This window comes from Paraburkholderia sp. DHOC27, from assembly GCF_003429005.1.
In the GTDB taxonomy this organism is placed as follows: Bacteria; Pseudomonadota; Gammaproteobacteria; order Burkholderiales; family Burkholderiaceae; genus Paraburkholderia.
Genome location: NZ_QVQV01000001.1, coordinates 679,157 through 694,514 on the forward strand (window position 1 = coordinate 679,157; position 15,358 = coordinate 694,514).

At 62.5% G+C, this 15,358-nt stretch carries 13 protein-coding genes; 5 read left to right on the forward strand and 8 right to left on the reverse strand.

Annotation, left to right across the window (positions count from 1 at the left end; genetic code table 11):
- Window positions 1-179 precede the first annotated feature (179 nt).
- Entirely contained in the window at window positions 180-1,715 is a 1,536-nt protein-coding gene (locus D0B32_RS02960) for a tetratricopeptide repeat protein (protein WP_117332178.1), read from the forward strand.
- Between the two features lie 48 nt (window positions 1,716-1,763).
- On the opposite strand, the gene D0B32_RS02965 is transcribed toward D0B32_RS02960, so the two are convergent.
- The 3 genes from D0B32_RS02965 to D0B32_RS02975 all read right to left on the reverse strand — a co-directional run bounded on the left by D0B32_RS02965 (window position 1,764) and on the right by D0B32_RS02975 (window position 4,215).
- Entirely contained in the window at window positions 1,764-2,570 is an 807-nt protein-coding gene (locus D0B32_RS02965; protein WP_117332179.1) for a BPSS1780 family membrane protein, read from the reverse strand.
- A complete protein-coding gene (locus D0B32_RS02970) occupies window positions 2,561-3,556 on the reverse strand; it encodes a homoserine kinase (protein ID WP_117332180.1) in 996 nt (331 codons plus the stop codon). The genes D0B32_RS02965 and D0B32_RS02970 overlap by 10 nt, the downstream gene beginning before the upstream one ends.
- Window positions 3,557-3,819: 263 nt before the next feature.
- A complete protein-coding gene (locus tag D0B32_RS02975) occupies window positions 3,820-4,215 on the reverse strand; it encodes a hypothetical protein (RefSeq protein ID WP_117332181.1) in 396 nt (131 codons plus the stop codon).
- 193 nt (window positions 4,216-4,408) lie between these two features.
- Here D0B32_RS02975 and D0B32_RS02980 point away from each other — a divergent pair, with 193 nt between their 5' ends.
- A complete protein-coding gene (locus D0B32_RS02980; protein WP_117332182.1) occupies window positions 4,409-5,935 on the forward strand; it encodes an AMP nucleosidase in 1,527 nt (508 codons plus the stop codon).
- Between the two features lie 35 nt (window positions 5,936-5,970).
- Here D0B32_RS02980 and D0B32_RS02985 read toward each other — a convergent pair whose 3' ends face one another.
- The 3 genes from D0B32_RS02985 to D0B32_RS02995 all read right to left on the reverse strand — a co-directional run bounded on the left by D0B32_RS02985 (window position 5,971) and on the right by D0B32_RS02995 (window position 7,894).
- Window positions 5,971-6,501 carry a chromate transporter gene (locus tag D0B32_RS02985; RefSeq protein ID WP_117332183.1) on the reverse strand — a complete coding sequence of 177 codons (531 nt, stop codon included), beginning with the start codon at window positions 6,499-6,501 and terminating at the stop codon, window positions 5,971-5,973.
- A complete protein-coding gene (locus tag D0B32_RS02990) occupies window positions 6,498-7,067 on the reverse strand; it encodes a chromate transporter (RefSeq protein ID WP_117332184.1) in 570 nt (189 codons plus the stop codon). Before D0B32_RS02990 ends, D0B32_RS02985 begins: the two co-directional genes overlap by 4 nt.
- Window positions 7,068-7,150: 83 nt before the next feature.
- Entirely contained in the window at window positions 7,151-7,894 is a 744-nt protein-coding gene (locus tag D0B32_RS02995) for a TIGR00730 family Rossman fold protein (RefSeq protein ID WP_117332185.1), read from the reverse strand.
- Window position 7,895: 1 nt separating this feature from the next.
- On the opposite strand from D0B32_RS02995, the gene polA reads away from it, so the two are divergent.
- From polA to D0B32_RS03010, 3 genes are all read left to right on the forward strand, one after another.
- Window positions 7,896-10,661, forward strand: a complete 2,766-nt coding sequence (polA, locus tag D0B32_RS03000) for a DNA polymerase I (RefSeq protein ID WP_117332186.1) — start codon at window positions 7,896-7,898, stop codon at window positions 10,659-10,661.
- 179 nt (window positions 10,662-10,840) lie between these two features.
- Entirely contained in the window at window positions 10,841-12,193 is a 1,353-nt protein-coding gene (locus D0B32_RS03005) for an NAD(P)/FAD-dependent oxidoreductase (RefSeq protein WP_117332187.1), read from the forward strand.
- 47 nt (window positions 12,194-12,240) lie between these two features.
- Entirely contained in the window at window positions 12,241-13,113 is an 873-nt protein-coding gene (locus D0B32_RS03010; RefSeq protein ID WP_117332188.1) for a dienelactone hydrolase family protein, read from the forward strand.
- A gap of 22 nt (window positions 13,114-13,135) precedes the next feature.
- On the opposite strand, the gene D0B32_RS03015 is transcribed toward D0B32_RS03010, so the two are convergent.
- Both D0B32_RS03015 and D0B32_RS03020 read right to left on the reverse strand, forming a co-directional pair.
- Window positions 13,136-14,005, reverse strand: coding sequence for a sulfurtransferase (locus tag D0B32_RS03015; RefSeq protein ID WP_117332189.1), 870 nt, complete (start codon window positions 14,003-14,005; stop codon window positions 13,136-13,138).
- A 239-nt stretch (window positions 14,006-14,244) separates the two neighbouring features.
- Window positions 14,245-15,351 (reverse strand): aromatic ring-hydroxylating dioxygenase subunit alpha, encoded by a 1,107-nt coding sequence (locus D0B32_RS03020; protein WP_117332190.1) that lies wholly within the window; start codon window positions 15,349-15,351, stop codon window positions 14,245-14,247.
- Between the last annotated feature and the right edge of the window lie 7 nt (window positions 15,352-15,358).

A 15,358-nucleotide genomic window follows, 5' to 3' on the forward strand; every position in this document is an offset into this window, starting at 1 on the left:
GTATCAATCCATGAAAGTTGATGTGCCACATCTTGAGAACACACGGATGCGCACGGTTGGGCTGCTGGAAGATATCATTGGTTGCACCGTCATACGCGCACACACTTGCCAGCCTGCGAGCATTTCGCAAGAACTGTTCCGTCAGCGCGGCGATTCTCGCGTCACTTCCGATTCAAGCCATGTCAGCCAGTTCATCATCAGCCTCCGACGCGTGCTCAGCGTGGTACGAACGCGCCTCTGCCGAATATCAAGCGGGGCGTTACGAAGCCGCGCTCGAGGCACTGGACCATTTCTTCGCGTTGAATAGTACGCACGCCGACGCGTTTCATCTGCGCGGCCTGGTGTCGTTCGCGCTGGGTGACGGCGCTGCGGCTGAACGCTGGATCACGCGCGCTGTCGAGATCCAACCCCAGGCCGTTTTTTTCAACAGCCTGTGCGTCGTGCAGACGAATCTGCGAGCACTTCCGGATGCAGCGCGAAGCGCTCAACAAGGTATTCAATTCGAACCAAACGTGCCGGTGCTCCACTACAACCTGGGGCTCGCGTTGCAACTGCAAGGCCAACTCGAGGAAGCGGCCGTCAGCTACAAGCGGACGCTTGAACTCGAACCGGAGCACGCGGCGGCCTGCAACAACCTGGGCACAGTCTTGCGCGCGCTAGACGATCTGACCGGCGCCGCATGGCATTACCAGCGCGCCACGGTGCTCGATCCGAACAATCTCGAAGCCCGTAGCAATCTGGGTCACGTGTTGCTGGCGTTGGGACGCTATGAAGAGGCATGGCCTTTGTTTGAAGACCGCTGGGCCGGTGCGAGAACCTTGATCGACCAGGCGGGGGCGGGGCGCCCGGATCTACCGTTGCCGCAGTGGAAAGGCCACGGGCACGACGCAGCGAGCCAGCGCCTGCTGGTATTCCATGAACAGGGTTACGGCGACAGCCTGCAGTTCGTGCGTTATCTGCCGCTGGCACTTGCACGATTCTCTCGTGTTGGCTTTGTTTGTCCGAAGCCATTGCGGCGATTGTTCGAAGAGTCTTTATGCACGCGCTGGCCGGGGCTGTCGTTGCTCGACGATTTTCCCGAGCAGTTCAGCGAGTGGGACTGGCAATGTCCGCTGTTATCGCTACCGTTGGCGTTCGCGACCCGGCTGGACATGGTCCCTGCTGCGATACCCTATCTGTACGCGGAGCCGTCACGTTCAGCACAGTGGGCTGCGCGACTGGCTGACCTGCCCGGAGCCGATCTGCCGCGCGTGGGACTGGTATGGGCGGGCGGCAACTCCGGCTGGAGCGCCGACGCCGCGCGCAGTCTCACGCCCGCGCAGATCGAGCCGCTGCTGTCGCTGCGTCACGTGCGCTGGATCAGTCTGCAAAAGACCGACGACGCGACCAAACGCATGGCGCCCGACGATGCAAGCGGCTTGCTGGACTGGATGGATGAAATCACGGATTTCGCCGACACCGCAGCGCTGATCGACAATCTGGATCTGGTTATCTCGGTGGATACCTCGGTGGCGCATCTCGCCGCGGCGATGGGCAAGCCGGTGTGGCTCATCAACCGCTTCGCCGGATGCTGGCGCTGGCTGCGCGGTCGCGAGGACAGCCCGTGGTATCCGACGGTGCGGCTGTTCACGCAACAACAGCGCGGCGACTGGAGCGACGTGCTCGCCCGTCTCGAAGCGGCGCTGGGTGCAGGGTCGCTGCCACCGCCCGTGTGAGGCCCGGCAGGCCAGGCGCCAACCTCGAAACGAGGAATGTGCGCCGCTTCAACTCGCGGACGTCGTCGGCAGATCCGGCGTATCGGGCGTTTGCACACCGAAGCAGCCCCGATACGTCGCATAGAACGAGCAGTACATCATGGCGAGGATGATCATCGAGGCGGGCATCATCACGGCGATCGCAAAGTCACCGGCGCCGAGTGCCTGCATCAGCGCCGACAACCCGATCGACACCGTAATCGCCACCGCGAACCACAGCGCCGCAAAAACGATAAACGCGCCACGGTTGCGCCAGCAACTGACGAGGCTGAAAAACATCGCCTTCACGGGCGGCACGTCGTGCCACGCCGCGAGAATGGGCGAGAACCAGAACAGCATCGCCACGGGAATGTAGAACGCGAGCGCCGTCATGAAGGCCAGCGTGATGTTGCTGTTCCCGATCTGGTCGGGGTCCACAGACGCCGCGCCCACCATGACCTTCAGCAGCGTGCCGCCGTCGGCGAGCGCCGAACCGGCCAGCACCAGCGTCATCGCGATGATGTACAGCACCCCGAGCAACAACAGACGCTTGCTCACCACGCTGCCGTAGGAACGGAAGCCGTCCACGAGAATGGTCGGAAACACCGGCTTGCCGGCGATGGTGTCGCGGCACGCCGCCATGAAGCCAACCGCCACGCCTGGAATGAACACCAGCGGCAGCACGCCACCCACGACCGGGATCTGCGCCATCAGCGTCATCACCAGCAGGTAAGCGAAGAACAGCGTCAGGAAGGCAAGCGGGTTCTTGCGGAACAGCCAGATGCCTTGCCGGAACCATACATAACCGGTCTTCGCGGGGACTTCAATTAATTGCATGAGGTATGGATGCCAGGAAGTGCCACGCCAGCAAGGCGTTCGCGCAAAATGCGCTCGAAATGGCCGGGGTCGTGCGGTTTGAGCAATTCGGCCGCGCGCGGCAGATGAAAATCATACAGGCGCGAGACCCAGAAACGATATGCACCGGCGCGCAGCATGTCGCCCCAGTGCCGGTTTTCTTCAGGCGTGAACGGACGCACCGTCTGATAGGCGCGCAGCATGGCCTCCATGCGCGCGTCGTCGAGTTTGCCGGTGGTGAGATCGACGCACCAGTCGTTGACGGTCACCGCCACATCGAACAGCCACTTGTCGCAACCGGCAAAATAAAAGTCGAAGAAGCCGCCCAGGCGCACTTCGTGGCCGCTGTCCGGCGCGGCGTGCGCGAATAGCACGTTATCGCGGAACAGGTCGCAGTGGCATGGACCTTCGGGCAACGCGGCGTAGTCGGCGGAAGCGAAAAACGCCTGCTGATGCGCCAGCTCCGAGGTCAGCAACTCGCTTTGCGCAGGGCTGAGAAACGGCAGCACGGCGGGCACGTTTTCCTGCCACCACGGCAGGCTGCGCAGATTCGGTTGATGACGCGCGTAGTCCCGCCCGGCGAGATGCATACGCGCCAGCATCTGGCCCACTTCGATGCAATGCTCGACGCCCGGGGCAAGTTCCGGTGCGCCGTCCAGCTTGGTGACGATTGCGGCCGGCTTGCCGTGCAGCATGCCGAACAGGCTGCCGTCCTCGCGCGGCATGGGGTCGGGCACCGGCACGCGGTGAGCCGCCAGGTGCTGCATCAGATCGAGGTAGAAGGGCAACTGCTGCGCCGTCAGCTTTTCGAAAATCGTCAGGACGTATTCGCCGCGCGTCGTCGTCAGGAAGAAGTTGCTGTTTTCAATACCGGACGTGATGCCACGAAACTCGACGACGTCGCCGAGATCGTAATGCTGCATCCATTCTGCAAGTTGGGATTCGGTGACAGCGGTGAAGACAGCCATGCGGGAAACGTCGGATCAGGTGGTGGGGCTGGCGCAATGCGGCCAGTGCGGCGAGCTAAACGTCAAAAGTGGCGAGGTGAAGGCGAGCGGTTCAAGTGATCGATCAGCCAGTCGGATGTCAGCGGGCGGTCATCAGACAGTCAGCGCACGGTCATCAGGCCCTCGCCAGATCGTGCTGGCGCCGGCAGGCGGCAGGCCTGTAACGAGCGCGCCACCTGCTTCGTGATGGACTGTGCCCCGCCGCGGTTTCCCTCGCGATCAGCTCAGTAGGACAGGCTCACGGACGGCAGCCGCTGGCTCGGCTGGCCGTTGATTTGCGCGGACGGCGATGAATCGAGCGGCGCGCCCATGTGATAGCTGGTGCCGAAATTCGAGTGCACGTTGATTTCGACCGGCTTGCCTTTATCGCGGTATTCCGTGATCTCGGTGCCGTTCGGGCTCTTTTCGTAGAAGCTCGGCAGGCGCGGCTGGTTGATCTCGACCTTCGAACTGACCTCGGCGGCCGGCCGGTTGATGGCCTTGAGGTCCGGCAAACCGGCCCGTTCGTTGGCGGACATGGGTTCGTCGGCGGGCGGTGGCGGGTCCACAGGCTCGGCGGCCATCGCGGTGTTGGCGACGACGAGTGCCAGCGCAACAGCGATGGGAAGGAGCGGCTTCATGGTGATTCTCCAATAAGGTGTCCCGATTCTAGCAAATGCGCATCCGGCGCGGGCTATCGGGCGTCATCCCTTATTTTGCGCCGCTTTGGCGCGCTTCGGGCGCAAATGTGGCGAACCGCGTTTGGTCCGTCCCCGAACATCAATACGGTAAATTTCCGTGGTAATGTCGTTGCATCAAGCGAGGGAAATGACGATGAACAACAACACCAATCAACGCGCGGTGACGACACCCGCCAATGAGTTCCCGACTGAGGCCTTCGACGACGCCGCCCAGGCCGTCACGCATCTATCTGCCATTTACGAAGCAAATACGTCGTTTCTGCGCGACGCGTTTGCGCGCTACCGCCGCAACGAACCGTTCGAGCAGCGCGTGCGCGCCTGTTACCCGTTCGTCAGAGTCCGCACGGAAGTCAACACACACATCGACTCGCGCCGCTCGTACGGTTTCGTGGCCGGCCCGGGCGTGTTCGAAACCACCGTGACGCGGCCGGATCTGTTCGGCAACTATTATCGTGAGCAACTGCGGCTGTTGACGAAGAACCATCACGTGCAGATCGAGGTCGGCGTTTCCGATCAGCCCATCCCGATCCATTTTGCTTTCGCGGAAGGCATTCACCTGGAAGGCGATCTGGATCGCGAACGTCTGTTTGGGCTGCGCGATGTGTTCGACACGCCGGACCTGCGCTTCCTCGACGATCGCATCGTCAACGGCACGTATGAACCGGACGCGGGCGACCCGCACCCGCTCGCGCTTTTCACGGCGGCGCGGGTCGACTTTTCGCTGCATCGCCTGAAGCACTACACGGCGACCTCGCCCACGCATTGCCAGAACTACGTGCTGTACACGAATTACCAGTTCTATATCGACGAATTCATCAAGCTCGGCCGCACGATGATGGCGCACACGGACGACGCCGAACTGCGCACGTACCGCAGCGAGTACACGTCGTTCGTGGAGCCGGGTGACGTGATCACCTACAACGCCAATCTCGGCGATCAGGAAGTGGAAGGCACGGCCCCGCCGCGTCTGCCGCAAATGCCCGCGTACCACCTGAAGCGCGCCGACGGCAGCGGTATCACCATGATCAACATTGGCGTGGGGCCGTCGAACGCCAAAACGATCACCGACCATATCGCCGTGCTGCGTCCGCACGCGTGGATCATGCTCGGGCACTGCGCCGGTCTGCGCAACACGCAGCGCCTCGGCGACTACGTGCTCGCGCACGGCTATGTGCGCGAGGATCACGTGCTGGACGACGATCTGCCGTTGTGGGTACCGATCCCGGCGCTAGCCGAAGTGCAGGTGGCGCTGGAGCGCGCGGTGGCGCAGATCACGCAGCTCGACGGCGTCGAACTCAAGCGCGTGATGCGCACCGGCACGGTGGCGAGCGTCGATAACCGCAACTGGGAGTTGCGCGATCATCGCGAGCCGGTGCAGCGTTTGTCGCAAAGCCGCGCCATTGCGCTCGACATGGAAAGCGCGACGATCGCCGCTAACGGCTTTCGTTTCCGTGTGCCTTACGGCACCTTGCTCTGCGTATCGGACAAGCCGCTGCACGGCGAGCTGAAACTGCCTGGCATGGCGGATCAGTTCTATCGCGCCCAGGTCGACCAGCATCTACAGATTGGCGTGAAGGCGATGGAACTGCTGCGCATGAACGGCTTGCATCGTCTGCATAGTCGCAAGCTGCGCAGCTTCGCCGAGGTGGCGTTCCAGTAAAACCTGGGCTGACGGTAGGACCCAGGGCCCAGAACCTAGGGCTGGCCGAAGCCGGTCAGCCCGATCAGGCTACCGGCAGCAAGCAGCCACAGCGGATGCAGGCGGGTCTTGATGGCGAGCACCGCGCACATGGCCGTGATCGCCCAGGCGATGGCTGTCGTATCCGAAGCCCGCGAGATCAGCGCCGCGCTCGCGGCCACCAGACCCGACGTCACCGGCACGAGTCCCGCCTGAACATAGCTGCGCCAGGGGCGGTCCTTGAAGCGCTCCCACGCGTGGAGCGCGAGAATCGTCACGATGGAAGACGGCCCGAACTTGGCGGCGGAACTGACCAGCATGCCCGCCCATCCGGCCACGTGCCATCCCACCAGCGTCACGACCATCAGATTCGGACCAGGCGCGGCCTGCGCCAGCGCGAACAGCGCACTGAATTCGCTGGCGGACATCCAGTGATGCACGTCGACCACCTGACGCTGCATCTCCGGCAAGATGGTGTTGCCGCCGCCAAACGCAAGCAGCGATAGTTGACTGAAGATGATGGCGAGCGAGATCAGCGTGTCGTTCATCGCGCGTCCCTCGCAGCCAGATAAATGCTGAGCGGTGTGAGCACCAGCATGGTCGGCAACAGAGGAAGGCGCAGCAGCGCAATGGCGACAAAACCGAGCACCGCGATGGCCGCGCCAGCGGGCTTGTGCCGCAGCGGCTTGACGATCTTGACCGCCATTGAAATGAGCAGGCCGGCGGCCGCTGCCGCAAGACCGGCAAACAGATGACGGATGTGTGGATCGTTTTGCGTGTGCTCGTACAACACGCCAAGGCCGATCACGACCAGCGAAGGCCCCGCGATCAAACCCAGCAGTCCCGCGAGCGCGCCGCGCAATCCGCGAAACTTCATGCCGATCGCCACCGACAGGTTGATCACGTTGCCGCCAGGCAGAAACTGGCACAGGCCGAGCAGATCGGTGAATTCGCTTGCAGTGAGCCAGCGGCGCTGTTCGACAATCGCGCGCCGGGCGAGCGGCAGGGCGCCGCCGAACGAGATCAGTCCGAGGCCGAGAAAGCCGCTGAAAATTTCGAAGGAAGTGGGGGGCGCCGCGTGGCCGGTTTCGGCCGGGTCGAGATCGTGATCCATGTTGCCGAGAAGCGTCTTTCGATCATGCGCAGGGTCGCGCCGAATCGTCGTTAGACGTGATTCCCGCGCGCCCCGCCATCACCTCACAGATAGAACATCCGGTCTTCATCCGACTTCACCGGATGCGGTTCGGCCTCTTCGCGATCTTCGTAGAACTTGAGCACCGCTTCGAGCACCTGGTCCGGATCGTCGATCACCTGCATCAGGTTCATGTCGTCGGGATTGATGAGGCCCATCGGCACGAGCGAATCTTTAAACCACGCAAGCAGGCCGGTCCAGAATTCGCCGCCCACCAGAATGATCGGCACGTGGCGCGACTTCTTGGTTTGAATCAGCGTGAGCACTTCGGCGAGTTCGTCCAGCGTGCCGAAGCCGCCCGGCATGACGATGACCGCGTCCGAGTTCTTGACGAACGTAACCTTGCGCGTGAAGAAGTGCCGAAAGCGCAGCGAGATATCCTGCCACTGGTTGCCGGATTGCTCGTGTGGCAGTTCGATGTTCAGACCCACGGAAGGCGCCTTGCCCGCATGTGCGCCCTTGTTGGCCGCTTCCATGATGCCGGGGCCGCCGCCCGAGATGACCGCGAAGCCCGCATCGGAGAGCTTGCGCGCAATCTGCGTGGCCAGTTTGTAGTACGGCGAGTTCGGTTTCAGGCGCGCTGAACCGTAGATGCTGACAGCCGGACGAATCTCCGAGAGGTACTCGGTCGCCTCAATAAACTCTGCCATAATCGTGAACATCTGCCACGATGCGCGAGCCTTTTTGGCCGTCGCGCGCTCTTGATCTGCGAGTGATCGCAGACTCGGAATCACTTTTCTCTTTGTCATAATGCCTGAAGAACGAGTCCTGGAAACTAAGCTGGGCAACGAGCTGGAAGGGAAGACCCTGCTATTGGTCGACGGTTCGAGCTATCTCTACCGGGCCTACCATGCGATGCCTGATCTGCGCGGCCCCGACGGTGGCCCTACAGGGGCGCTGTATGGAATCATCAATATGCTTCGGCGCATGCGCAAGGAAGTTACCGCAGAGTATAGCGCGTGCGTGTTCGACGCCAAGGGCAAAACATTCCGTGACGACTGGTATCCCGACTATAAGGCGAACCGTCCGTCGATGCCCGAAGACCTCGCGCGGCAGATCGAACCCATCCACGTTGCAGTGCGCGCGCTCGGCTGGCCGCTTCTGATGATGGACGGCGTCGAAGCCGACGACGTGATCGGTACGCTCAGCGTCGAGGCCGAAAAGCGCGGCATGAAGGTCATCGTCTCGACCGGCGACAAAGACCTGGCGCAACTCGTGACGGACCATGTCACCCTCATCAATACGATGACGAACGAGACGCTCGATCGCGCTGGCGTGGTGGCCAAATTCGGCGTGCCGCCGGAGCGCATCGTCGACTATCTGTCGTTGATCGGCGATACCGTCGACAACGTGCCGGGCGTCGAGAAATGCGGGCCGAAAACAGCGGTCAAATGGCTCACGCAGTACGAGACGCTTGATGGCATCGTCGCACACGCCAATGAGATCAAAGGTGCGGTAGGAGACAATCTGCGCAAGGCGCTCGATTTTCTGCCTATGGCACGCAAGCTCGTGACCGTCGATACGCAGTGCGATCTGGCGCAGCATGTGGTGTCCATCGAGGAGAGCCTAGCCACCCGCGCTGAAGCGCGTGACGAACTGCGCGACGTGTTCGCGCGGCACGGCTTCAAGACGTGGCTGCGCGAAGTCGAGGTGGCCGAGGTCGTGGAAGGCCCGGGCGCCGGCGAAGACGTGGCGCCGGTGATCGACGGCGAACGCCACTACGACACCGTGCAAACGTGGGAACAGTTCGACGCGTGGCTCGCGAAGATCAACGTCGCCAGAATCACCGCCTTCGATACGGAAACCACCGCGCTCGATCCGATGCTCGCGCAACTGGTGGGCATTTCGCTGTCCGTCGAGCCGAATGCCGCCGCGTACATTCCTGTCGGACATCGTGGCCCGGATCATCCGGTGCAGTTGCCGCGCGACGAAGTGCTGGCGAAACTCAAGCCCTGGCTGGAGAGCGCGGAGCACAAGAAAGTCGGCCAGCACATGAAGTACGACGAACAGGTGCTGAGGAACTACGGCATCGTGATGGACGGCATCGAACACGACACGCTGTTGCAGTCGTATGTGCTCGAATCGCATCGCACGCATGACATGGACAGCCTCGCGCTGCGTCATCTCGGCATCAAGACCATCAAGTACGAAGACGTTGCGGGCAAGGGTGCGGGGCAGATCGGCTTCGACGAAGTCGCGCTCGAACAGGCGGCTGAATATGCGGCCGAAGACGCGGATATCACGCTGCGTCTGCACCAGGCGTTGTATCCGCAGATCGCGGCGGACGAGGGCCTGCAACGCGTCTATAGCGAGATCGAAGTGCCGACCTCGCGCGTGCTGCGCAAGATGGAACGCAACGGCGTTTTAATCGACGCGGAGAAGCTGCGCCAGCAAAGCAATGAAATTGCCGCGCGTTTGATCGAACTGGAAACCGAAGCGTATGTGCTGGCCGAAGGCGAATTCAATCTCGGTTCGCCCAAGCAGATCGGCCAGATTTTCTTCGAGAAATTGCAGTTGCCCGTGGTGAAGAAAACGCCGAGCGGCGCGCCTTCAACAGACGAAGAAGTGCTGCAAAAGCTCGCGGAAGATTACCCGTTGCCGAAGCTGCTGCTCGAGCATCGCGGTCTCTCGAAGCTCAAGTCCACTTACACCGACAAACTGCCGCGCATGGTCAACGCGCAAACGGGCCGCGTGCATACCAACTATGCGCAGGCCGTGGCGGTGACGGGACGTCTTGCGTCGAACGATCCGAACCTGCAGAACATTCCCGTGCGCACCGCTGAAGGCCGGCGCATTCGCGAGGCCTTTATCGCGCCGCCGGGGCACAAGCTGGTATCCGCGGATTATTCGCAGATCGAACTGAGGATCATGGCACACATTTCCGGTGATGCTTCGCTCCTGCGTGCATTTGCGCAAGGCGAAGATATTCACCGGGCCACCGCCGCGGAAATCTTCGGCGTGACGCCGCTCGAAGTGTCGAGTGATCAACGGCGCGTTGCCAAGGTCATCAATTTCGGGCTGATCTACGGCATGAGCGCGTTTGGTCTCGCTGCCAACCTGGGCATTACGCGTGATGCGGCCAAGCTGTACATCGACCGCTATTTCGCGCGCTATCCGGGCGTGGCGAGCTACATGGACGAGACCCGCCTCAGCGCGAAGTCCAAGGGTTATGTCGAAACGGTATTTGGCCGCCGCTTGTGGCTGCCCGAGATCAACGGCGGCAATGGACCGCGCCGCCAGGCCGCGGAGCGCGCCGCCATCAACGCACCCATGCAGGGTACGGCGGCCGATCTGATCAAACTCTCGATGATCGCCGTGCAGGACTGGCTCGAGGCGTCGAAGCTCAACACGCGCATGATCATGCAGGTCCACGATGAATTGATCCTCGAAGTGCCGGACGACGAGTTGTCCAACGTGCGCAAGCGCCTGCCCGAGTTGATGTGCGGTGTGGCGGCGTTGAAAGTGCCGCTGGTTGCCGAGGTGGGCGCGGGTGCCAACTGGGAAGAAGCACACTAGACAGGCACTCTGATGTAATCGACGTAAGGCGATATCATCGTGCGCATGTCGCCTATGCGCCTCGATGACTTGTGGCAACCCGTGCAGCTCGCGGACAATCAGCGACAGACGGCCCAGCGGGCGTCATGCGTGAAGGGCCGTCTCGATGCCCAACCGATCGACAAACACGGAGAGCTGCGATGCATCGTTTTATCGTCGTTGGTGGGGGTGCGGGTGGTCTCGAGCTGGCGACACGTCTCGGCGACCGCTACGCTCCGCAGAAGAACAAGGGTGGCGTCCAGGCCCAGGTCACGCTGGTCGACCGCTATTCGACGCACATCTGGAAGCCGCTGCTGCACGAAGTGGCGGCGGGCAGCATGGACCCCTTCACGCAGGAACTCGCCTACGCCGCCCAGGCACGCTGGCACGGCTTCGAGTTTCAGCAGGGCGATCTGATCGGCCTCGATCGCGCGGCTAAACGCATCACGCTGGCGCCCGTCATCGACGACGACGGCGCCGAACTGCTGCCGCAGCGTTACCTCGACTACGACACGCTGGTCATTGCCATCGGCAGTACGACGCATTTTTTCGGCGTGCCCGGTGCCACGGAAAATTCGCTAGCGCTCGACACCGTCAGCCAGGCCGAGCGTTTCCGCAAACGTCTGATCGCGGCCTGCATGCGGGCCGAGCATCAGGCGCATGCGCCGGTTGAACCCGTTGCCGACGCCTCCGTTCCCTCCACCGAGCCGCGCGTTCAGGTCGCGATTGTCGGCGCCGGTGCGACCGGCGTGGAATTGTCTGCCGAATTGCGCAATACCGCCCAGGTACTCTCGGCATACGGTTTGCACAAGCTCGACCCGCGCCATGACGTGGGTATCGTGCTGATCGAAGCGGGCGCGCGCATTTTGCCGGCGCTGCCGGAGCGCGTTTCCACGGCCACGGCCGAACTGCTGACCAAGCTGGGCGTCAAGCTGATGACCGGCGAGACGGTGGCCGAGGTCGCGCCGGGCGTGGTGCGCACTGCCAGCGGCAAGGTGATCCGCGCCGATCTGACCGTGTGGGCAGCGGGTATCAAGGCGCCTGCCATCTTGAGTCAACTGGACGGCCTGCCGGTCAACCGGCTCGGACAATTGATCGTGCGCCGCACGCTCCAGACCGAAACCGACGACAACATCTTCGCGCTCGGCGATTGCGCGGCGTGCCCGTGGCCCGGCAACGAGCGCAACGTGCCGCCACGTGCACAAGCCGCGCATCAGCAGGCGAGCTTTCTGCTGAAGGCGCTGACGGCACGGCTCAACAATCAACCTTTGCCGGAGTTCACCTACCGCGATTTCGGCTCGCTGGTCTCGCTCGGGCATTTCAGCGCGGTCGGCAATCTGATGGGTGGGGTGATTGGCGGCAACATGCTCATCGAAGGGCTGTTCGCGCGCTTCATGTACATGTCGCTGTACCGGTTGCATATTGCCGCGCTACACGGCTATGCACGGATGGTGCTCGATACGTTCGCGCACTGGCTGCATCGCACTACGTTGCCGCGGGTCAAACTGCACTGACCCGCGCGTTGATCGTCCCGATTCCTGTTCATTCAAAGGAGCGCCGCATGCTGAAGCCTGAAGTCGACTGCCTCGTCCCGCACGTTCCCTTCAATCGACGCACGTTCATCAAGGCCGCGCTCGGCACCGGATTCGCCGCAGCGGTGCTGCCGGTGTCCGCGCAAACCATTCATACCGATAGCGACGGCCTCGAAGCCGGCGAAGTGGCCTTCCATTCCGGCGATACGCTGGTGCCGGCGTACCGGGCCCAGCCGCTTGGCAAGACGCATCTGCCGGTGATCATCGTCGTGCATGAGATTTTCGGCGTGCATGAGCATATTGCCGATGTATGCCGCCGCTTCGCCAAGCTCGGCTATCTGGCCATCGCGCCGGATCTGTACGTGCGTGAAGGCGACGCGTCGAAGTATCCGAGCATGCAGCAATTGAACGATGAACTCGTCAGCAAGGTGCCGGACGAGCAGGTGCTGGCCGACCTCGACGCCGCAGTGGCATGGGCGGGTGCGAACGGCGGCGATCTGAAGCGGGTGGGTGTGAATGGCTTCTGTTGGGGCGGGCGCATTACGTGGCTGTATGCCGAGCACAATCCGCATGTGAAGGCGGCCGTGGCCTGGTACGGACGGGTGGCGGGCAATCACACGGCCAACACGCCGGCCAATCCGATTGACCGCGTGGCTGATCTTCAGGTGCCGGTGCTCGGGCTCTATGGTCTGCAGGATCAAAGCATTCCGCAGGACACCCTGGCGGCGATGAAACAGGCGATTGCCCAAGGGCCGCAAGCGGGGCGCGGCTCACAGTTCGTCGTGTACGACGATGCCGGCCACGCGTTCTTCGCGGATTATCGCCCGAGCTACAAGAAGGACGATGCGGAGGACGGCTGGCGCCGTGCGCTGGTGTGGTTCAAGCAGCACGGCGTGGCCTGACCGCGTCGTTTCTCCTCTCCTCTTACGGATTAGGGCCGGTCGCCACAGGCCGCGACGGGTTCGAACTCCATTCGCTCCACGATCCCACGTAGAGGGCCGCGCCGTGCAGGCCGGCCACTTCCAGTGCCAGCGCGTTGACACATGCGGTCACACCGGAGCCGCACTGCAAGACCACGCGTTCCGGTGCGGTGTTGCCCAGCAGCGCGCCAAACTCTTCGCGTAGCGAGTGCGCCGGTTTGAAGCGGCCGTCGGCGTTCAGGTTGTCCTTATAGAAGCGATTCAGTGCGCCGGGGATGTGGCCGCCCACCGCATCAAGCGTCTCGTTCTCGCCGCGATACCGATCTGCCGCGCGGGCGTCGACCACCACCCGCTCACGCGTGCTCAGATTGCGCTCCACCGCGTGCACGTCGAAGGTGACGGAGAGCGGCGCGGCGGCCTTGAAGTCGCCAGCCTGGAGTGGCGCGACGTCCTGCGTCAACGGAAGGTCCGCTGTCTCCCAGGCTTGCAGTCCGCCGTCGAGCAGCGCAACCGCGTCGTGACCCAGCCACCGCAGTAGCCACCACGCGCGGGCGGCGTACATGCCTCCTTGCGCGTCGTAACACACCACTTGCTGGCCGTGTTTCAGACCGCGTCCGGCCAGCAGCGCGACCAGCGCCGCGCGATCAGGCAACGGATGCCGGCCATTGTTGCCCGTTTTTGGGCCAGATAAATCGCGATCGAGGTTGAAATACTGCGCGCCGGGCAGATGTCCGGCGGCGTAGGCTTTCTCGCCCGCAGCAGGATCTGCCAGGTCGAAGCGGCAGTCCATCACGAATACGCTGCCCGGCGCAGCCGTCAGACGTTCCGAGAGATTCGCGGCGGAGATCAGCGTGGTGTAGTGGGTGTGCGGCATAACGGCTCCTGTGTCGACCAGAATCAGCGGCTTGCGGCTGACTGTGGCCCATGCGAGATGCTTGCGAATCGGGCGAACCCAGCGAACCCGTGTCATGCGCGCGTGCCGCTGGCGGCGGCGTCAGCCGACGCAAGACACAAATGCAGATGAAAACAGAATGGGGTGGCTGAATAACTGAGCTTCTAGTCTAAACAAAAAAAGACGGGCCGAAGCCCGTCTTTCTGTTCTTTGCACGTCGATCAGATCGTGCCCAGTTCGCGCCGCAGAAACTCGTGGAAGTGCTGCATGCCGTCTTCCATCGGGCTTTGATATGGGCCTACCTGCGACTCACCGCGCTCCATCAGCGCGCGGCGCCCCGCGTCCATACGTTCGCCGATCTCGTCGTCTTCACGCGCGGTTTCCATGTAGGCCGCGCGTTCCGCTTCGACGAATTCACGCTCGAACAGCGCGATTTCCTCGGGGTAGTAAAACTCCACCACGTTCGTGGTCTTTTGCGGACCACGCGGGATCAGCCACGACACCACCAGCACGTGCGGATACCACTCGATCATGAGACCGGGGTAGTACACCATCCAGATGGCGCCGAACTCAGGCGTTTTGCCCCGACGGAAGCGCAGCACCTCGTCGTGCCACTTGCGATACGTGGGGCTACCCGGTTGTTCCAGATCCTTGTGGACGCCAACCGTCTGCACGCTGTACCAGTCGCCGAACTCCCACGTCAGATCGTCGCAATTGACGAAGCTGCCGAGGCCCGGATGGAATGGCGCGACGTGGTAATCCTCAAGGTAGACCTCGATGAAGGTCTTCCAGTTGTAGTTGCACTCGTGCACTTCGACGTGATCGAACATGAAGTCCGAGAAGTCGAAATGCTGGCTCGGCCCAAGCCGCGCCAGGTCGCGTGCGACGTCACGGCCCTGCGCTTCGAACAGCAGCCCTTGCCAGTTCTGCAGCGGCGTGGCGCCCAGATTCAGACAGGGGTTGTCAGCGAAATGCGGTGCACCGAGGAGCTGGCCATTCAGGTCGTAGGTCCAGCGGTGCAGGGGACAGACGATGTTCTCCGTCTGGCCGCGGCCGTTGAGCATGATGGCTTGCCGGTGGCGGCACACGTTCGACAGCAGTTCGATTTGTGACTGCTGGTTACGGACGAGCACACGCCCTTCGCTCTCGCTCGGCAAAGCAAAATAATTCCCCGCCTCCGGCACCATGAGTTCATGGCCGATGTAGCGAGGACCTTTCTTGAAAAGGGTGTCGATTTCGCGCGTTAGAAGCGCTTCGTCAAAGTAAGCCGTGACTGGCAGCTGGCTGTGAACAGACCGCAACTGCAATGCATTGCTCAGATTGGACATTCCCACT